Raw genomic sequence first — 17,271 nt, forward strand, 5'->3', positions numbered from 1 at the left:
ATTGATCAACGTCCCCGGTCAGTACAACTAGTGACAGATATCTCTGCGAAGTGACAGTTATTGTCCTGTCTCAGCTGAGTCCGGGCAGCGCGGCCGTCTGACCAGCAGTGCCCGGAGTTGGCTGAGACGTTCTGATCCGGGTTCGTCTCGGTTTTCTCCGGGCATTTAGGGATCCGTCATATGCAGCGATGGCTTCCTCGATGTGGAGAGCGGTCTCTCTCAGTTCCTTGAGGAACCACGGCTTGCTGCTTTTGCGGAGCACCTGTTCCTGTGGCAGGCGCCGGATGAACTCGGTCCTGAACTGAAAGTATCCGCTGTCTCCAGAGAGTGCGAGGGTCCTCCATCGGGGCGAGGCGTAGAGCGCGGTGGCTGCGACGACCTCGGGATAGACGGCGATGTAGCGGCGGGGGTCCCAGATCTCAACCTTGGGGTAACCGGCTCCCATGATGTCGAGGCGTCGGCGCCGGTCGCTTGGGCGGTATCCCCGTCGGACGACGGCGTCCCAGAGTTCGGAGCAGTGCTCGTAGCAGGCGTTGAGCACAGCGTGTCCATGTTTGCGTAGGAGTCGGTAGTGCCGTCGTTGGGCCTGGATCACGTCGGGAAGGGCGGTGACGTCGACCTGTTGCATGAAGTTCTCGGCGGATCGGCCGATCCAGATCTTGTGCTGGAGGCAGACCTGGTCGTGGAAGTGGGAGCTCCAGGCTGAGACCGGTGAGAAGACGGAGTAGTCCCCGATCCGGCGGGCGACGCAGAGCCGGCAGGGGGTGCTCACGGAGAGGTCAGGGCGATCGGCCAGGAACGGCTGCGGTTCTTGGCCGAGTTGGGGGATCGCGTGCAGGAGGGTGTCGCAGGACTGGCCGCTGGCGATGGCGAGTCGGGCTATGTAGTCCTGCCGGGACTCCAGCCAGGAACTCTGCGCCAGCACTCTCCGGGCCAGAATTCTGTTCGTGGTGCCGAGGCGTTCCAGGTAGGACCGTTCGCTTTCGCGTGGGAACGGGGTGACGGGGCGGGGAAGGGGCCTGGTCAGCCAGTAGTCGGTCGGCTCCCTCATCCGGCCCTCTGGCGGGAGGCGTTCTCACTGTTGTGGTCGATCCGGGTCTTCTTCAGCAGTGCCTGGGTGATGCGTTCACTCTGGTCGAGGATCGCGGTGATGGCCGCGGCGCGGATCAGGTGGGAGAGGCTTCCGATCATGCCGCCGGTGCGTCGGTGCAGGTAGTCGGAGAGATTCACCAGGGTCTGCGGCTGGTGGCGGTGGAGGCGCAGGGTGTCCTCCAGGGTGGCGATCAGTGATCGCCATTCCGCGTTGCGGGGAAAGGGGCCGGTGCGGACCAGGGTGCAGCGTCCGCCCATCTGGCGGCCTCGGATCCCGGTGAACACGCCGGACTGTTCGACGTCGATGCCGGCATAGACGAACGTCGCGGGCAGGTGCTCGGTGAAGTACTTCAGGTGGTCGGACAGGTCCTCGCCGGCGGTGGTGCCGTGGTTGAGGAGATGGATCTCGTCGACGAGCACGAGGTCCGTGCGGGCCTCGATCATCACTTGGCAGACGACGTTGGTGATGTCGATCGTGTTGTGGCGGGCTGAGACGGAGGGCAGGCCGAGGAAGCGGGCGAACTCGATGGCGAGTTTGCGGGGTGAGCCTTTGGGCGGGGCGGTCAGATAGACGACCGGGATTCCGTCGCTGTCGGGATGGCGCTGGCGGACGCGTAGTTCGTGGAGGCGACCGAGCTGCTTGAGCGCGGTGGTTTTGCCCGTCGTCTGCTGGCCGGAGACGATCAGGCCGCGCCGGGCTCCGGTTTCGCGCTGGTTGAGCAGGGTCAGCAGGCGCCCTTGATGGGCGATCTCCCGGACGGCCGAGGTGCGTACGACTTGAAGTTCGGAGTGGTAGAGGATGCGGGCATCGTCGTAGGTCTCCTGATCGGCAGGGCTCAGCGAACGCCACCGGTCTTCGGGCAGCAGATCGAAGACTGTCTGGTCGGCTTCGACGAACTGCCGCCAGCCGGTGAGCTGTGTGGTGGGATCACGCCGTGACTCCAGCAGGCCGGCACCACCACCTGTGTCCGGCTCCGGCATGTTCACCACCATTTCTCGGCCTCCTTGCGGGCATCGAAGATTCCGAGCGGGACGACGTCGGCAAGGACGCCCTCGTCTCCCTCTGCTTCTTCCGGTTCTTCCGGGCCGGGAGGAGGCGTCTCAACATGCTCGGCGGGAGTGGGCCGGGGCCAGGCAGGAGTATTGGTCGAGCGGGTGCGGGCGGCGACCTTGCGGTCCTTGCGGATGCGGCGGGCAGGCTTGTCCGGTGTGTCCTGGGGGCCGTCGGTGGCCCGGTCCAGGATGGCGATCGCGGCGTGGGCGATTTCCTCCTCGGTGACCGGGTCGGTGCCGCGTTCGGCAAGGACGCGGCGGGCGTGGTCCCAGGCCAGCTCTCCCATCGGAGTCGGTGCGGTGCGAAGGTGTCGCCAGATCGCTGTGATCCAGGTGCCCTCGCGGTGGTTGCGGACCCAGACGCGGGAGATGTCGTAGGGGTCGTGGCGGACCTCCCACCGCTTCCCGTCCTGTCCGGTGCCGGACGGCTGGCGGCGCCATGGCGTCAGCTCCGGGCTGTCGTAGGTGCGGTGGCGGAGGCGGACTCCGTAGGAGTTGATGGTCCGGAACTCCCTGGGCAGCAGGCCGATGTACTCCTCAGGACTCAACGGGACCGGGACGTGGCCGGCGGTAGCGACCAGGGCGGCGTACTTCTCGTTCGGAGTCATCGCCCGGCCGGGCATGAACGGGTCCCGCAGCCCGTCGTGCGGACGGTTCTGCCAGACGACGATCCACTCCTGGAGCAGTTCCTGGAGCTGATGGACTGACCAGAGCGGCCCGGCGCCCGGATCGCTGCCGCGGTGTTCCGTGCTGCGTCCCTTGTAGCCGGAGAGGTACTGGACGAACATCGTGGCCACCGAGCCCAGGGTCGACTCGACGTGCGGTTTGTCGGTAGGGGTGTCGGGGTGACAGGGCTGGAAGTCCACGCCCAGGGATCGGCAGGCCGTCCGGAAGGTGTCGGAGATGTAGGCCTTGCCTCGGTCGCAGACGATCGTCTCGGGGGTGATGACCGGGACGGCGGCAGCGTTGGCCAGCCGTTCGTCCAGCGCGGTCAGCGAGGCGTGCGGCAGTACCGACCGTGACATCCGCAGCGCGTCCGACCAGCCCGGCCGCATCGGCTCCGGGGTCATCGCCCGTGCCAGCAGCAGGGCGGCGTCGACCGCCTTCGTCGACGGCCGCAGCACGGCCGCCGCGAGCGTCCTGGTCGCGATGTCCACGATGCCCGTCAGCTCGACCGTGTCCAGGGTCCCGTCGTCATGAACAACCAGAACGTCCAGCGGAGTTGAGTCGATCTCCATCACCTCGCCCGGCCGTGCCACGGTGAGCTGGCCGAACATGCCGTCCGGCTGCTTGGCCAGCGAGCGCCGGGTTCGGGCCGAGCCCAGGGTGTGCCGGCCGGACGTGACCGCCGACAGGAGCCGGTAGAACGTCGCCCTCGACGGCAGCGGGACCCCGGGACCGTGTTCGGCCTCGACCAGTCGTTCCATCCGGCGTCGCAGCACCTGGGCGGTGACCGTGGAACGGCTGGTCTGCTCATCCACCACCCGCCGCAGGGCCTCGACGACCCGCCGGTCGGCCCGTCCTGTGCCGTCCGGAACGGCCCGCAGTCGCGGGTCGACCAGGCCGAGGACCCCCTCCTGCTCGAAACGGGCCCGCATGTCCTGCAGGACCGTGAGCGACACCGCCGTCCCGGACTCCGTCAGCTCGGCGACCTTGGCAAGCTCCCGCTGCCGCAGCGACTTCACCTCCGGGTCGTACTCGGGCCTCACCCGCCCGTCCGGAGCGTGGGCCGGGCGACCGGTGAGCATCTCCACCAGGTGGCGCTGCCACCACTCCGCCCGCCCCACAGCCTTGTCCGGCAGGCCCTCCAGGACCCCGGCGGCGGGGACCGTCACGCGTGGCGAGGCCGCCGTGAGCACCGTGAACCCATCGGACGCCAGCAGGTGCGGCAACAGCACCACGCTCGCCGACCGGCTCTCGTCGACGAGCCGGACCGCGGTCCCCTCCAAGGCCGTCACCGTGTGCAGGCGTTCGTCGAACCGAACCACATCACCCACCCGCAGCAGCCGCGGACGCATCGGCATAGCCACCTCCCGCCCTCACATCGGACAGCCGGACCGTCGTCCCCGCGGACAACAAAGCCGACTCGAAGTCGGCGGCGAACACCCGGCGCCAGAGCAGGTGATAGAGCACCGGAAGCACCGCGATCGGGTCACCGGCCTCACGGACCCCTTCCAGCAAGGGGGTGTCCTCGGCGAACACCGCCCGCAGACGGGCGGCAACCTCGGGGCGGTGCACTCGCGGATGCCGGTAGCCGGCCAGCCATCGGACGTTCGCTATCAGCACCGCATCCGGGGCTCCGACCCGCAGAAAGTCCCAGCCCACCAGCGAACAGGCCGCAGCCGTCGCGGCGAACTTCACCGCGTCACGCGGCTCGATCCGCTCATCCGGGCGGACATCCACCACCAGCCCCGTCCCGTCCGCGCGACGTACGAAGAAGTCCGGCGTGTGCCGGACCCGCTTGCCCTCCGGGCCCGTCCACGACAGCCGGAAGGGCTGCGAGGCCATCCCGGTCACCAGCGGATCGAAGTCCAGCAGCACCAGCCGGTCCCGCTCCAGCCACGACTCGAACCCCACGTGATCACAGCAGGTCGCCGACCAGTACCAGCCGCACCAGTTGTCCTGACCACGGAAAGCCGGGAAACGCCGCTCAGGCGGCACCTCCTCGAACCGGACCGGCCACAACTCGGCCAGCGTGCCCCGCTGCCGCACACCCGCTGCGGAGACGTACTCGACCTCGAAGTCCTCCGCGGACTCCGCAAGCCCCACCCGTTCTGCCACCCCGGCCTCCGGTACGACGCCGACCAGACGCTACGACCGTAAAACCGCCGTACCCGCAGTACCCGGAGAAGACTGAGACACCCCACAACTTGCCCGGACATGACCGAGACGACCACTCACATGCCCGGAGATCTCCGAGACTGCCCGGACATCACAGAGACGGGACAGTTATCGCTGCGAGTCACACCGGCCCGAGGCGCTGAGCGAGGAACACTTTTGCAAGCAGGCGCTTGCAAAAGTTAGCAAGGGTGTTGCAGTATCGAGTCATGGCATCACTCAACGTCGGCAGTCTCGGTGAGTACCTGCGTGAGCAGCGGCGCACGGCGCAGCTCTCTCTGCGGCAGCTCGCCGATGCGGCCGGGGTGTCCAATCCGTATCTCAGCCAGATCGAGCGCGGGCTGCGCAAGCCGAGCGCGGAGGTGCTGCAGCAGGTCGCCAAGGCCCTGCGGATCTCCGCCGAGACGCTGTACGTGCGGGCCGGGATTCTGGACGAGCGGGAGCGGGACGAGCTGGAGACGCGGGCGGTCATTCTGGCCGATCCGTCCATCAACGAGCGGCAGAAGAACGTGCTGCTCCAGATCTACGACTCCTTCCGCAAGGAGAACGGCTTCGAGGCCGAAGCCGCCTCCGAGGCCGATGCCGGCGACACAGGCGCCGATGCGCGCGCCGGTGACGTGGATCCGGGCGTCGTGGGCGACACAGTGGACTCTGGCACCGACGCGGATGCCCGCGGCCCCCGCACGGCCGGCGGCAGTGATGCACACACACCCTCAAGCTGACTTCTGATGATCCGGGAGGACCACAGTCATGGCCATCACCGATGACCTGCGTAAGACCCTCACCGACCCGACCCCCCTCTACTTCGCCGCCGGTACGGCGGACCTCGCCGTCGAGCAGGCGCGCAAGGTCCCGGCGCTGATCGAGCAGCTGCGGGCCGACGCGCCGGAGCGCATCGAGGCCGTGCGCAACAGCGACCCCAAGGCCGTGCAGGAGAAGGTGACCGCGCAGGCCAAGGAGGCGCAGGCCACCGTTCAGGCGAAGGTCACCGAGGTGATCGGGGCGCTCGACACCGATCTGAAGAAGCTCGGTGAGACCGCCCAGGACCTGGCGATGCGCAGCGTGGGCGTGGCCGCCGAGTACGCGGTCAGGGCCCGGGAGACGTACGAGAAGGTCGCCGAGCGCGGCGAGCAGTCCGTCAGGACGTGGCGCGGCGAGACCGCCGGGGAGATCGTCGAGATCGCCGCCGTCGTGGAGGCCGAGCCCAAGGCGAAGCCGAAGCCGAAGGCGGAGACCGCGGCCCCCGCGGCGAAGCCCGTACCGAAGCAGGCGGACGCCAAGGCCACGCCCGCCAAGAAGGCGCCCGCGCGCAAGCCGGTGGCGAAGAAGACCACGCCGCCCGCCGGTAAGTGACCGGGCGGGCAGCGAGGCGCCGGTGAACGGCCGGCGGGCAATGGCGGAGAACCGAAGAACGGGGACACGGACCGGGCACCCCTGCGGTGTCCGGTCCGTTCTCCCGGTAGCGTGGCCACGTTATGGCCGGTCTGACAGGCGGTGGGCACTGTGCTGATGCAGGGTTTCGCGGGACTGATGTCCCTCTTGAGCTTGGCGCTGATCCTCTTGAGCGGTTTCGCTCTGGTGGACGCGGCAATCCGGCGTGAGGACGCCTACCGGGCGGCCGACAAGCAGACCAAGCCTTTCTGGCTGATCATCCTCGCGATCGCCTTCGTCGTGATCTGGCTCTTCCCGATCATGTCGTTCCTGCCGATCATCGGGCTCATCGCGACGATCGTGTACATCGTCGACGTGCGGCCCGCCGTGCGGCAGATCTCGGGCGGTGGCGGCGGCGGACGCCGAGGCGGATCCAGCAGCGACGGGCCGTACGGTCCTTACAACGGCGGGCGCTGAGTATTCCTTCTGAAGCGGCGGGCGCTTGAGTACGCGTACCGAAGCGGCGGGCGCTTGAGTGCTTGTACTTGAGTGCTTGTACTAGAGCAGCGGGCGCCGCGCGCTCGCGGGTGCGGCCGAGCCGGAGCGGGGACGGGGGAGACTCCGTCCCCGCCGGCGTATGAGGGACTCGTCGCGGTCCAGCAGCAGGACCGCCACGTCGTCGGTCAGCTCGCCGCCGTTCAGTTCCTGCACCTGCGCGACCGCGGCCTCCAGGAGTTCCGAGCCGCCGAGGCCCTGATCCAGCTGGTGGTTGATCATGGCGACCATGCCGTCCTGGCCGAGGCGCTGCGTGCCGGTCGGGCCGACGCGTCCCTCGATGAGCCCGTCCGTGTACATCATCAGGCTCCAGGAGCCGCCCAGTTCGACCTGCCGGCGCGGCCAGCGGGCGCGCGGCAGCAGGCCGAGCGCCGGGCCGCCGTCCTCGTACGGAAGCAGATGCGCCGCTCGCCCCTGCCGGGCGATCAGCGGTGCGGGGTGGCCCGCGAGGCAGAGTCCGGCGCGGCGGCCGTCGGAGGAGATGTCGACGGTGCAGACCGTCGCGAAGATCTCCTCGCTCTCCCGCTCGTGCTCCAGCACCTGCTGGAGCGTGGAGAGCAGTTCGTCGCCGCAGAGTCCGGCGAGCGTCAACGCCCGCCAGGCGATGCGCAGTTCGACGCCGAGCGCCGCCTCGTCCGGGCCGTGGCCGCAGACGTCGCCGATCATCGCGTGCACCGTGCCGTCCGGCGTACGGACCGTGTCGTAGAAGTCGCCGCCGAGCAGCGCGCGGCTGCGCCCCGGCCGGTAGTGCGAGGCGAAGCTCAGGTCGGAGCCCTGGAGGAGGGGCGTGGGCAGCAGGCCGCGCTCCAGCCGGGCGTTCTCCTGGGCGCGCAGCCGGGACTCGGTCAGCTGTTGCTGGGCGATGTCGGCGCGCTTGCGCTCCACGGCGTACCGGATGGCGCGGCTCAGCAGCCGGCCGTCGAGCTCGCCGCGGTAGAGGTAGTCCTGGGCGCCGACCCGTACGGCTTCCGCCGCCAGCTCGGCGTCGTCCTCCGCCGTCAGCGCGAGTACGGCGTGGCGGGGCGCCATCCGCAGGACGTGCTTGAGCGTGGCGAGGCCGTCGGCCGCCGCGGGGGTGAGGTCCCCGTCGGGGCGCGCCTCGGCGCGTACCTCGCCGCGTGCCTCCGCCCGGGTTTCCGAGCCGATGGGCAGGGCCAGGTCCAGCAGGATGCAGTCGACGTCGTCGGTGAGGAGGCGGCCCGCCTCGGTGAGGTTGCGGGCCGTGCGGACGCGCACCCTGGTACCGGCGGCGGACGGCAGCTCGGGGACGCCGAAGGTGCCCGTGGGGTCGGCCTCGATCACCAGGAGGGTGAGGTCGGCACCATAGGTGGCCTCCGCAGCGGGCACGGCACGCTGCTGCGGTACGGGTACGGGCATCGGTTCGGGTTTCCTTCCCTCCCCCCGAGGGCGCGGCGGGACGACGATCGACGACCCGCCAGACGGGGACGATAGCGGTCCCTGGCAGGGGAACGGAATGGCGAACGGCAATCGGCCTCCGTCATATGCGCAGTCATAAGCCGCGTCCTGTCACGGATCCGGCGAGATGTACGCACCCGGACCGGGGTTGCGGGCCATGACAAACATCACCCGCTCCCCGGGTGGCCGCGTGGTCCTGCTCACGTCGGGGCCCGGGGGCGGGGTGGTGTGGGTCACGCGTGGCTCGTGCCGAGGTCATGCGTGAATCGGGGCGCCCGCACGCCCGCCTACTTGTCCGGGCGGACCACTCCGAGGATCGCCATGGATCCCGCACCCGCCAGCGTGACGTTCCGCCCGGGGCGCGGCGCGTGGACGATCGCGCCGTCGCCGACGTACATCCCGACGTGGCTGGCATCCGCGTGGTAGATGATCAGGTCGCCGGGGCGCATGTCCTCGATGGCGATGCGCGGGAGCAGGCGCCACTGTTCCTGGGACGTACGCGGGATCGGACGATCCGCCGCCGCCCAGGCCTGGGAGGTCAGCCCCGAGCAGTCGTACGAACCGGGGCCCTCGGCCCCCCACACGTACGGCTTGCCTATCTGCGCGGACGCGAAGGCCACGGCCTGCTTGCCGCTGGCGCTCGCCTCGCGATTGATGTCGCTGATCGCTCCGGAGCCGAGCCAGGCGGTCTGCGCCTTGTACTCCGCCTGCTCCTCCAGCTTGAGCAGCCGCGCCCGCTCCTCCTTCGCCAGCTGCGATTCGAGCTTCTTCGCCGCCGCGATCTGGGAGTTGATCTTCTTCTTGGCCTTGGCCTGCTGGATACGGTTGGCTTCGAGCTTCGTCCAGTTGATGCTCGCGTCCTTGGTGTACGTCTCCAAGTCTTCCTGGGTTCGGGTCAGTTCGGCGAGGATGCCCTTGGATGCCTGCTGGCCCTGCCTGACTTGGTTCACCCCGTCCAGGAAGAGCTGGGGGTCGTCGCTGAGGACCAGCTGGGTGCCGGGCGGCAGTCCGCCGTTGCGGTACTGCTCGCGGGCCTGGGCGCCCGCCGTGTTCTTCAGCTCGGCGATCCTCGCCTGACCGTCGACGATGGCCTTGGCGAGCTTGATGATCTCCTTGGACTGCTTGGCCGTCTGTTCCTCGGCCAGGTTGTACGCGTCGGTGGCCGCGCCCGCCTTGCGGTAGAGGGTGTCGATCTCCTCCCGCACCTCTTCGAGACTCTTCTTCGGCGCCGCCGGGGCGGTGGGGGCGGGCTCGGGCAGTGGCGCGGCCATGGCCTGGACCGGCGCGGCCAGCACCGCCAGCGCGCAGACCAGTGTGATCGCGGCAGCGGCACAGTGGCGTCGGTTCACGAGCTCCCCCTCCGGACAGACAGCAACAAAAGCTCCGGACCATCAGATGGCGGACATCTGACTTACCGTCAGTAACGTTCAGGCAACTTCGCGATCGTGCCATGTCGTCCCGTAAAGCAACAGAGGCAGACACCACCTGACGCATCACATGGAGAACACGCGGTTTGCCGCCCCCGACGTGTAACACGAACAGTGCCCCGTCCAGGTTCCCGGAGTCCCTGGATCCGGTCCTCTGCGGTCCTCCGTTCAGTGCGTGTTGGGCCGCAGGGCATCCCAACGCACCGTGATTTCACCCTGCCGCCACCGCCGCGCCCCGTCCGTCAGCGGCCAGTCCGCGGAGAGCGCCCGCGCCGTCGCGATCCAGCGCTGCCGGGCGCCCAGTGAGGCGTACGGGGATGCCGTCGCCCACGCCCGGTCGAAATCGCGCAGGAAGGCGTGGACGGGTTCGCCCGGCACATTGCGGTGGATCAGCGCCTTGGGGAGGCGTTCCGCGAGATCGGAAGGGCGCTCCAGCGAGGCCAGCCGGGTCGCGAACGTGACCGTGCGCGGGCCCTCCGGGCCCAGCGCCACCCACACGTGCCGCCGCCCGATCTCGTCGCAGGTGCCCTCGACGAGCAGTCCGTCGGGTGCCAGCCGCGCGCAGAGCCGCCGCCACACCGCGTCGACCTCGCCCTCGTCGTACTGCCGCAGCACATTCGCCGCCCGGATCAGGGACGGCCGCCGGGCTCCGGTGCTTCCGGGCGCGGACCCCGTCCCGGCCCCGGACCCCAGCGGGATCTCGAAGCCGCCGTGCACGAAGGTCAGCCCCTCGCGTTCGTACGGCTTCGCCGCCGCCACCCGCTCCGGATCGATCTCGATGCCGACCACCGCCGTCCGCGGCTCGGCGGTACGCAGGCGTTCCAGCAGCTCCACGGCGGTCCAGGGGGCCGCCCCGTAGCCGAGGTCGACGGCGACGGGGGAGTCCGAGCGGCGCAGGGCGGGGCCGTGGGTCGCGGCGATCCAGCGGTCCATACGGCGCAGCCGGTTGGGGTTCGTGGTCCCGCGGGTGGCGGTGCCGATGGGGCGCTGGCGCATGACAGCGAGCGTATGCGAAGCCGTAAAGGGGGAAGACGGTCGGCCGGGGCTGGTCAGTGGCGGGCTCGGGGCGGGTCAGTGGGAGATCCGGAGCGGGTCGGTGGCCGCCCCGGGTGGTTCCCCGGCCGTCACCGCGCCGCCCCGCAATGGTCATGGTTCGGTAAAGCGGAATGAACTGCTGCGCTTCGCTGTTCTGGGTCTTCGTAGGGACCCGTGAGCCCCTGCGAAGCTATGCCTTGAGTGAGGAGGACCGGACGACGTGAGCCAGTACGTCTCTCGGCTCGGCGGCAGTCGTGTGGCGCCGCGCATCCGGTTCCCCGGAGGCTTCCCCGGCACGCACCGCAGGCCGCGGCGCATCGCGATGCTGTCCGTGCACACCTCCCCGCTGCACCAGCCCGGTACCGGCGACGCGGGCGGCATGAACGTGTACATCGTGGAGCTGGCCAAGCGCCTCGCCGCGATCAACATCGAGGTCGAGATCTTCACCCGGGCCTCGGCCGGCGCGCTGCCCCCGTCGGTGGAGCTGTCGCCCGGCGTCCTGGTCCGGCACGTCGACGCGGGGCCGTACGAGGGTCTCGCCAAGGAGGAGCTGCCCGCGCAGCTCTGCGCCTTCACGCACGGCGTGATGCAGGCGTGGGCCGGGCAGCGCCCCGGCTACTACGACCTCGTCCACTCCCACTACTGGCTCTCCGGCCAGGTCGGCTGGCTGGCCGCGCAGCGCTGGGGCGTTCCCCTCGTCCACGCCATGCACACCATGGCGAAGGTCAAGAACGCGGCGCTCGCCGATGGCGACACCCCCGAGCCCGCCGCCCGGGTCATCGGCGAGACCCAGATCGTGCGCGCGTCCGACCGGCTCATCGCGAACACCGCGGAGGAGGCGGACGAGCTCGTCCGCTTCTACGAGGCCGACCCCGGCAACGTCGCCGTCGTCCACCCCGGCGTCAACCTGGACCGTTTCCGCCCGGCGGACGGCCGCGCCGCGGCCCGCGCCCGCCTCGGACTGCCCCAGGACGCCTTCATTCCGCTCTTCGCCGGCCGTATCCAGCCGCTGAAGGCCCCCGACATCCTGCTGCGGGCCGTCGCGGTGCTCCTGGACCGCGAGCCCTCGCTCCGTAACCGAATGGTCGTACCCGTCGTCGGCGGGCCGAGCGGCAGCGGGCTCGCCAAGCCGGAGGGCCTGCAGAAGCTGGCCGCGCGGCTGGGCATCGCCGATGTCGTACGGTTCCACCCGCCGGTCGGGCAGGACCAGCTCGCCGACTGGTTCCGGGCCGCGTCCGTGCTGGTCATGCCCTCGTACAGCGAGTCCTTCGGCCTCGTCGCGATAGAGGCGCAGGCGGCCGGCACCCCGGTCGTCGCGGCGGCCGTCGGCGGTCTCCCGGTGGCGGTACGGGACGGGGCCAGCGGCTTCCTGATCCCCGGGCACGACCCGGCGGCGTACGCGGGGGCACTCGCCCGCTTCGTGGACACGCCGGAGCTGGTCGGCCGGATGGGTGCGGCTGCCGCCGCGCACGCCCAGTCGTTCGGCTGGGACACGGCGGCTTCGGCGACATCCGATGTGTACACGGCAGCGATGTACGAGCATCGCCGTCACGTACGCTCGCACCATGGCTGACGTACCCGACGAAGCAGCAGTGGCGCAGGTCATCGAGGCGACGCTGAACGACGCGGAGCTCGAATGGGAGAGCCCGGAGCCCGGCAACTATGTCGTGAAGCTGCCCGGCACGCGCAAGCTCTTCACCACCTGTTCCCTGCTCGTCGGCAAGCACTCCCTCTCGGTCAACGCCTTCGTCATCCGCCATCCGGACGAGAACGACGCGGCCGTGCACCGCTGGCTGCTGGAGCGCAACCTCCGCCTCTTCGGAGTGAGTTACGCGGTCGACTCCCTCGGCGACATCTATCTGGCCGGCAAGCTCCCGCTGTCCGTGGTCACCCCGGAAGAGCTGGACCGGCTGCTCGGCACCGTCCTCGAAGCGGCCGACGGATCGTTCAACACCCTTCTTGAGCTGGGCTTCGCGAGCGCGATCCGCAAGGAGTACGCGTGGCGGGTGTCGCGCGGCGAGTCCACGCGGAATCTGGACGCGTTCGCCCACCTCACCCAGCGCCCGGCGGGCTGACCCGCCCGTACTCGCGCCCGCACGCGCCTGCACTCGCGTCCGTATTCACAGAGTGATCACAGGCACGTCACAATCGCGCCCGGCGACTGGCCAAGCCGAACATCGGACTGGTGTCCGAATCTAGAGTGTGACGCATTGCGACGGCCATCCCGTACGGCACTGAACTGCCGCTCCGGGCAGGGGCCGTTGTTCCCTGAGACGGAGAGATGAACCATGCGCGCCACCGCCGTACGCCGTACCGCCCTCGCCGCTTCCGTGGCGGCCCTGACCCTGCTGGCCACGGCCTGCGGCGGCTCGGACTCCAGCAGCAAGGGTGGCGAGGGCAAGGGCGGCGCCAAGGAAGGCGCCGCGGGCAAGCCCGCCGTCAAGGCGCTGACCGCCGCCGAGCTGGAGAAGGCGTCCCTGGCCCAGGGCGACGTCGAGGCCCACAAGGTCACGAAGGCCGGTCCCGAGGACTCCGTCGCCGCCGACGACGTCTCCACCGACAAGGAGGAGTGCGCCCCGCTGGCCCGCGCGTTCTACGGCGCCGAAGAGGGCAAGCCGGCCGCCACCACCAAGCGCAGCGTGATCAGCGAACCCAAGGTCGAGCCCGGCGACATGACCGAGGAGAACGCCGAGGACGCGCTCACCTCGGCCTTCGACGTGACGTCCACGCTGCTGTCGCTCTCCTCCTACGACAGCGCGACCGCCGAGGGCAACATCGCCGTACTCCGTAAGGCCGCGACCGACTGCGCCGACGGTTTCAGTATCACCACGTCGGGAGAGACGCAGAAGATCACCAAGATCACCGAGGAGAAGGTGTCGGGCGGCGACGAGGCCCTCGCCTGGACACTGGCGGGCGAGCAGGACGGCGAAAGCACGCAGCTGTCCCTCGTGGCGCTGCGCCAGGGCGGCACCGTTGCCACGTTCACGTCGTTCAACCTCGCGGTGATGAGCGGCAAGGGCACCATCGAACTGCCGGCGGCCGTGGTCGCGGCCCAGGCGGCGAAGCTCGCCTGACCTCCACCGGTTCCTCGGTTCCGCTGTTCGGCGGTACGGGGTTCAGGGCAGCGGTACGAGCCTCACCACGGTGACGGTCAGGACCGACCCGGAGACGTAATAGAGGACGATGGCGCCGAGCACGGTCGCCTCACGGCGGTCGTGCTCGCTCTTGACCGGGGACGACCCGTGTCCGTACGGATCGCGGCCCAGCGTGCGGGCCATCGCGTCGCGGAACGGATCGATGTCCCGCATCTTGGCGAGGGTGTCGTCCGCCGGGGGCGCGTACGAGATACGGAACGCGGCGGCGCCCGGCCGGCCACGGTCCTTGCGGTGGCGGCTCAAGAGATCTGCCGCCTCTCGGCCTCGTCCTGCGCCAGCCGGAGCAGGATGCCTTCGGCCTCCGGATCGGGAACGGCCTCCAGCATCCAGTGCCGCATGACAGCGTGGATCTCGTGCACCCCGGCCTCGTTGATCGCACGGTCGAACTCCGTGCGTCTGTCCTCGGGCAGGGCGATGCGGATGGACGGGATGCTGTTGGGCACGTCGACTTCGGTGCCGCCGACGAAGGTCTTCAGAGGCTCGCCCATGATCGTTCTCCCCGATCTCCTTGCTCTCCACGCCCGTTCGCGTGTGTCCACGGGCGTGTCAGGGACAGTCCACGTCGCGCACGATCATAGGGTCGCGGTCCGGTCGGCGAGCACCTGGACGCCGTCCAGGATGCGTTCGAGACCGAACTCGAAGAGTGCGTCCAGTTCCAGGTCGAACTGGTCGGGTCCGAAGAGCGTCGAGAGGACCGGAAAGGCGCCGGATGTCTGAATGGCGTCCATCTGCGGCTCGTTGGACGCCATCCACTCCTCCGGAGTGATGCCGGTGTCCTGACGCGCCTGCGTTTCCAGCTCCATCGCCATCGCGATTCCCTGGGCGAAACCGAGCAGGGTGAGATGCGTGTGGAGCTTCTGGGCGGGGGTGAGACCCAGTCCCCCCAGCGCGGCCAGAACGCGTTCCGTGTACATCATGGCGTGGGGCGAGGCCATCGGCCTGGTGAGCGCGGCCATCGCCCTCGAAAGCCAGGGGTGACGCTCGTACCGGCTCCACAACCACCGCGCCTCCAGGGCGAGCCGATCGCGCCACGAGGCGGGCGGCGGACCGGCGGGCTTCTCCATGAACACCGATTCCGACATCATCCGTACGAGCTCGGCCTTGCTCGGCACATGCCGGTACAGGGCCATCGTGGACGTACCGAACTCCGTGGCGAGACGGCGCATCGAGAGGGCCCCGAGCCCCTCCGCGTCGACGAGTTCGATCGCCGTACGGGTGATGCGCTCGCGGCTGAGCCCCTGGCCGGGCGTGGCCCTGCCCTCCCGTCGCGCCTCCGCCACCACGGTCCCGACGCCGGGCACGACCCGTACCAACCCCTCCTGCCGCAGCGCCCCCAGAGCCTTGGACGCGGTGGCCATCGCCACGCCCCACTCCTGGGTGATGCCCCGGGTGGAAGGGACGGGGTCGCCGGGCGCGAGCTCTCCCGAGGCGATGCGCCGGCGGATGTCCCCGGCGATACGGAGGTAGGGCGGATCGATGGCCATGGCGGCACTGTACTAGTGCACCGAACCACTGTCTGCCCAGTTGAGAAGGGGCTGCGGACCCAGGTGCACTAGGCAGCTGTTTGCGGTGTACGCAGCGACCCGCTTCCGTAACACTTCATGAAGACGAACGCATTCACGGAGACACCGGCCGACCCTCCCGCCGGCCCGCCCATCGGCCCCCGCGCGGGCCGAAGGGAATGGACCGCCCTCGGCGTCCTGATGCTGCCCCTGCTCCTCGTATCGATGGACATCTCGGTCCTCTACTTCGCGATCCCGTACGTCAGCGAGGACTTGACGCCGAGCGCCACCCAGCAGCTGTGGATTCTCGACATGTACGGCTTCGTGCTCGCCGGGCTCCTCATCACCATGGGCGCGCTCGGCGACCGGATCGGGCGCCGTACCGTGCTGCTCGTCGGAGCCGTGGTGTTCGGCGCAGCCTCGGTGGCCGCCGCGTACGCCCAGTCCGCCGAGGCTCTCATCGCCGTACGCGCACTGCTCGGCCTCGGCGGCGCCGCGCTGATGCCGTCGACCCTCGCGCTGATCCGCAACCTCTTCCACGACGCACGCCAGCGCGCCAAGGCGGTGACGGTCTGGACGGGCGTCATGACGACGGGCGTCTCCTTCGGACCGGTCGTCAGCGGCGCGCTGCTCGAACACTTCTGGTGGGGCTCGGTCTTCCTCATCAACCTGCCCGCGATGCTGCTCCTTCTCGCCCTGGTCCCGTTCCTCGTACCGGAGTTCAGGTCGAAGGAGCGCGAGCCGTTCGACCTGCTGAGCGCGGTGCTGTCGCTGGCCGCGCTGCTCCCGGTGATCTACGGCATCAAGGAACTCGCCCGCCACGGCTACGCCCCCCTGCCCGCCCTCGGCATCACCGGCGGGCTCGTGCTCGGCTACGCCTTCGGCCGCCGCCAACGGCGCCTGGCCCACCCGATGGTCGACCTCGGACTGCTGAGGCAGCGTGCCTTCGGCGGCGCGGTCGGCGCGAACCTGCTGGCGATGACCGCCACGGTGGGCATGGCGGTCTTCTTCACGCAGTACCTGCAGTCCGTCCTCGGCATGGGACCGCTCGAAGCGGCCCTGTGGAGCCTGATGCCGGCGGTGGGTGTCGCGGTGATGGCACCGACCGGAGCGGTACTCGCGCAGCGGTTCGACCGGGCGTACGTCATGTGCGGCGGGTTCCTCGTCTCCGCCTGCGGCTTCCTCTGGCTGACGCAGGTCGACATGGACTCGCCCCTCTGGTTCACCCTCACCGGCGGCGCCGTCTACGCGGGCGGCCTCGTCGCGGCCATGACCCTGGCCAACGAACTCGCCCTGGGAGCGGCCCCACCGGAGCGCGCGGGCTCGGCGGCGGCGGTCCTCGAATCGGGCCAGGAACTGGGCGGCGCCCTGGGCATGGCGGTCCTCGGCTCGATCGGCGCGGCGGTGTACAGCAACGACATGGAGACCACCCTCCCCCCGAACCTCCCGGACGCGGACGCGGTACGCGAAACCCTGGGCGGCGCAACGGCGGTCGCCTCCCACCTCCCGCAAGCCACGGCGGACGCGGTCCTGACGGCGGCCCGCGAGGCGTTCACCCACGGGATGAGCTACGCGGCGGTGGGAGCGGCGGCAATGATGGCCGCCGCCGCAACCCTCTCGCTGGCGCTGCTACGGGGAACGGCGGGCGCAGCCGGCCCCGCCGCCACCACCCCTGCCCCCCACCTCGACGGCGCGAAGCAGTCGGCGGACACCGGCAGCACGCGCTGTCACGAGATCGCGGACTGAGCGTTGCGTGCAACGCTCAGTCGCATCCGCGAAATACCTGTCCGGACCAGTCGCGGGCCCTGCTCGTGGGGCCCTGCTCGC

At 69.9% G+C, this 17,271-nt stretch carries 17 protein-coding genes; 7 read left to right on the forward strand and 10 right to left on the reverse strand.

Features of this window, described 5'->3' with window-relative positions:
- Positions 1 to 70: 70 nt before the first annotated feature.
- From ACWGO0_RS22495 to ACWGO0_RS22510, 4 genes are read right to left on the reverse strand one after another with little or no spacing between them, the layout of a single operon-like run.
- A complete protein-coding gene (locus ACWGO0_RS22495) occupies positions 71 to 1,051 on the reverse strand; it encodes a hypothetical protein (protein ID WP_453537713.1) in 981 nt (326 codons plus the stop codon).
- Positions 1,048 to 2,085 (reverse strand): TniB family NTP-binding protein, encoded by a 1,038-nt coding sequence (locus ACWGO0_RS22500; protein ID WP_453537715.1) that lies wholly within the window; start codon positions 2,083 to 2,085, stop codon positions 1,048 to 1,050. The genes ACWGO0_RS22495 and ACWGO0_RS22500 overlap by 4 nt, the downstream gene beginning before the upstream one ends.
- Complete coding sequence (locus ACWGO0_RS22505) at positions 2,076 to 4,169, reverse strand: Mu transposase C-terminal domain-containing protein (protein ID WP_453537718.1); 2,094 nt, start codon at positions 4,167 to 4,169, stop codon at positions 2,076 to 2,078. The genes ACWGO0_RS22500 and ACWGO0_RS22505 overlap by 10 nt, the downstream gene beginning before the upstream one ends.
- A complete protein-coding gene (locus ACWGO0_RS22510; protein WP_453537721.1) occupies positions 4,135 to 4,926 on the reverse strand; it encodes a TnsA-like heteromeric transposase endonuclease subunit in 792 nt (263 codons plus the stop codon). The genes ACWGO0_RS22505 and ACWGO0_RS22510 overlap by 35 nt, the downstream gene beginning before the upstream one ends.
- A 266-nt stretch (positions 4,927 to 5,192) precedes the next feature.
- Here ACWGO0_RS22510 and ACWGO0_RS22515 point away from each other — a divergent pair, with 266 nt between their 5' ends.
- From ACWGO0_RS22515 to ACWGO0_RS22525, 3 genes are all read left to right on the forward strand, one after another.
- Positions 5,193 to 5,705 carry a helix-turn-helix domain-containing protein gene (locus ACWGO0_RS22515; RefSeq protein WP_453537724.1) on the forward strand — a complete coding sequence of 171 codons (513 nt, stop codon included), beginning with the start codon at positions 5,193 to 5,195 and terminating at the stop codon, positions 5,703 to 5,705.
- A 28-nt stretch (positions 5,706 to 5,733) separates the two neighbouring features.
- Positions 5,734 to 6,336 carry a hypothetical protein gene (locus tag ACWGO0_RS22520; protein WP_453537727.1) on the forward strand — a complete coding sequence of 201 codons (603 nt, stop codon included), beginning with the start codon at positions 5,734 to 5,736 and terminating at the stop codon, positions 6,334 to 6,336.
- A 156-nt stretch (positions 6,337 to 6,492) separates the two neighbouring features.
- Positions 6,493 to 6,831 carry a DUF2516 family protein gene (locus tag ACWGO0_RS22525; protein WP_453537826.1) on the forward strand — a complete coding sequence of 113 codons (339 nt, stop codon included), beginning with the start codon at positions 6,493 to 6,495 and terminating at the stop codon, positions 6,829 to 6,831.
- An 81-nt stretch (positions 6,832 to 6,912) separates the two neighbouring features.
- Here the strand turns inward: ACWGO0_RS22525 and ACWGO0_RS22530 are convergent, their stop codons facing one another.
- From ACWGO0_RS22530 to ACWGO0_RS22540, 3 genes are all read right to left on the reverse strand, one after another.
- A complete protein-coding gene (locus ACWGO0_RS22530; protein ID WP_453537730.1) occupies positions 6,913 to 8,286 on the reverse strand; it encodes a PP2C family protein-serine/threonine phosphatase in 1,374 nt (457 codons plus the stop codon).
- Between the two features lie 326 nt (positions 8,287 to 8,612).
- Positions 8,613 to 9,674 carry a C40 family peptidase gene (locus tag ACWGO0_RS22535; protein WP_453537733.1) on the reverse strand — a complete coding sequence of 354 codons (1,062 nt, stop codon included), beginning with the start codon at positions 9,672 to 9,674 and terminating at the stop codon, positions 8,613 to 8,615.
- Positions 9,675 to 9,920: 246 nt separating this feature from the next.
- Entirely contained in the window at positions 9,921 to 10,748 is an 828-nt protein-coding gene (locus ACWGO0_RS22540; protein ID WP_453537736.1) for a class I SAM-dependent methyltransferase, read from the reverse strand.
- Between the two features lie 259 nt (positions 10,749 to 11,007).
- Here ACWGO0_RS22540 and mshA point away from each other — a divergent pair, with 259 nt between their 5' ends.
- The 3 genes from mshA (at position 11,008) to ACWGO0_RS22555 (ending at position 13,861) form a co-directional block, all read left to right on the forward strand.
- Positions 11,008 to 12,360 (forward strand): D-inositol-3-phosphate glycosyltransferase, encoded by a 1,353-nt coding sequence (mshA, locus tag ACWGO0_RS22545; RefSeq protein WP_453537739.1) that lies wholly within the window; start codon positions 11,008 to 11,010, stop codon positions 12,358 to 12,360.
- Complete coding sequence (locus ACWGO0_RS22550) at positions 12,353 to 12,862, forward strand: YbjN domain-containing protein (protein WP_453537742.1); 510 nt, start codon at positions 12,353 to 12,355, stop codon at positions 12,860 to 12,862. Before mshA ends, ACWGO0_RS22550 begins: the two co-directional genes overlap by 8 nt.
- Positions 12,863 to 13,075: 213 nt before the next feature.
- The gene (locus tag ACWGO0_RS22555; protein ID WP_453537745.1) at positions 13,076 to 13,861 is read left to right on the forward strand and encodes a hypothetical protein; all 786 of its coding nucleotides are present in this window, start codon (positions 13,076 to 13,078) and stop codon (positions 13,859 to 13,861) included.
- 42 nt (positions 13,862 to 13,903) lie between these two features.
- Here the strand turns inward: ACWGO0_RS22555 and ACWGO0_RS22560 are convergent, their stop codons facing one another.
- The 3 genes from ACWGO0_RS22560 to ACWGO0_RS22570 all read right to left on the reverse strand — a co-directional run bounded on the left by ACWGO0_RS22560 (position 13,904) and on the right by ACWGO0_RS22570 (position 15,426).
- Complete coding sequence (locus ACWGO0_RS22560) at positions 13,904 to 14,095, reverse strand: hypothetical protein (protein WP_453537828.1); 192 nt, start codon at positions 14,093 to 14,095, stop codon at positions 13,904 to 13,906.
- A gap of 86 nt (positions 14,096 to 14,181) precedes the next feature.
- Positions 14,182 to 14,430: a hypothetical protein gene (locus ACWGO0_RS22565; RefSeq protein WP_453537748.1), complete on the reverse strand. Its 249-nt coding sequence runs from the start codon at positions 14,428 to 14,430 to the stop codon at positions 14,182 to 14,184.
- Positions 14,431 to 14,514: 84 nt separating this feature from the next.
- Complete coding sequence (locus ACWGO0_RS22570) at positions 14,515 to 15,426, reverse strand: TetR/AcrR family transcriptional regulator C-terminal domain-containing protein (protein ID WP_453537751.1); 912 nt, start codon at positions 15,424 to 15,426, stop codon at positions 14,515 to 14,517.
- Positions 15,427 to 15,543: 117 nt separating this feature from the next.
- Here ACWGO0_RS22570 and ACWGO0_RS22575 point away from each other — a divergent pair, with 117 nt between their 5' ends.
- Positions 15,544 to 17,190, forward strand: a complete 1,647-nt coding sequence (locus ACWGO0_RS22575) for an MFS transporter (RefSeq protein WP_453537754.1) — start codon at positions 15,544 to 15,546, stop codon at positions 17,188 to 17,190.
- Positions 17,191 to 17,271: the final 81 nt, after the last annotated feature.

Source organism: Streptomyces sp. NPDC055749 (genome assembly GCF_053617235.1).

What these genes read in the sequence shown, in the direction of transcription:
- ACWGO0_RS22520 (WP_453537727.1), top strand. Translation starts at nt 5,734, where the DNA reads ATGGCCATCACCGATGACCTGCGTAAGACCCTCACCGACCCGACCCCC.
- ACWGO0_RS22555 (WP_453537745.1), top strand. Translation starts at nt 13,076, where the DNA reads ATGCGCGCCACCGCCGTACGCCGTACCGCCCTCGCCGCTTCCGTGGCG.
- ACWGO0_RS22550 (WP_453537742.1), top strand. Translation starts at nt 12,353, where the DNA reads ATGGCTGACGTACCCGACGAAGCAGCAGTGGCGCAGGTCATCGAGGCG.
- ACWGO0_RS22560 (WP_453537828.1), bottom strand. Translation starts at nt 14,095, where the DNA reads ATGCGGGACATCGATCCGTTCCGCGACGCGATGGCCCGCACGCTGGGC.
- ACWGO0_RS22540 (WP_453537736.1), bottom strand. Translation starts at nt 10,748, where the DNA reads ATGCGCCAGCGCCCCATCGGCACCGCCACCCGCGGGACCACGAACCCC.
- ACWGO0_RS22500 (WP_453537715.1), bottom strand. Translation starts at nt 2,085, where the DNA reads ATGGTGGTGAACATGCCGGAGCCGGACACAGGTGGTGGTGCCGGCCTG.
- ACWGO0_RS22575 (WP_453537754.1), top strand. Translation starts at nt 15,544, where the DNA reads ATGAAGACGAACGCATTCACGGAGACACCGGCCGACCCTCCCGCCGGC.
- ACWGO0_RS22505 (WP_453537718.1), bottom strand. Translation starts at nt 4,169, where the DNA reads ATGCCGATGCGTCCGCGGCTGCTGCGGGTGGGTGATGTGGTTCGGTTC.
- ACWGO0_RS22515 (WP_453537724.1), top strand. Translation starts at nt 5,193, where the DNA reads ATGGCATCACTCAACGTCGGCAGTCTCGGTGAGTACCTGCGTGAGCAG.
- ACWGO0_RS22565 (WP_453537748.1), bottom strand. Translation starts at nt 14,430, where the DNA reads ATGGGCGAGCCTCTGAAGACCTTCGTCGGCGGCACCGAAGTCGACGTG.
- ACWGO0_RS22570 (WP_453537751.1), bottom strand. Translation starts at nt 15,426, where the DNA reads ATGGCCATCGATCCGCCCTACCTCCGTATCGCCGGGGACATCCGCCGG.
- ACWGO0_RS22495 (WP_453537713.1), bottom strand. Translation starts at nt 1,051, where the DNA reads ATGAGGGAGCCGACCGACTACTGGCTGACCAGGCCCCTTCCCCGCCCC.
- ACWGO0_RS22530 (WP_453537730.1), bottom strand. Translation starts at nt 8,286, where the DNA reads ATGCCCGTACCCGTACCGCAGCAGCGTGCCGTGCCCGCTGCGGAGGCC.
- ACWGO0_RS22525 (WP_453537826.1), top strand. Translation starts at nt 6,493, where the DNA reads ATGCAGGGTTTCGCGGGACTGATGTCCCTCTTGAGCTTGGCGCTGATC.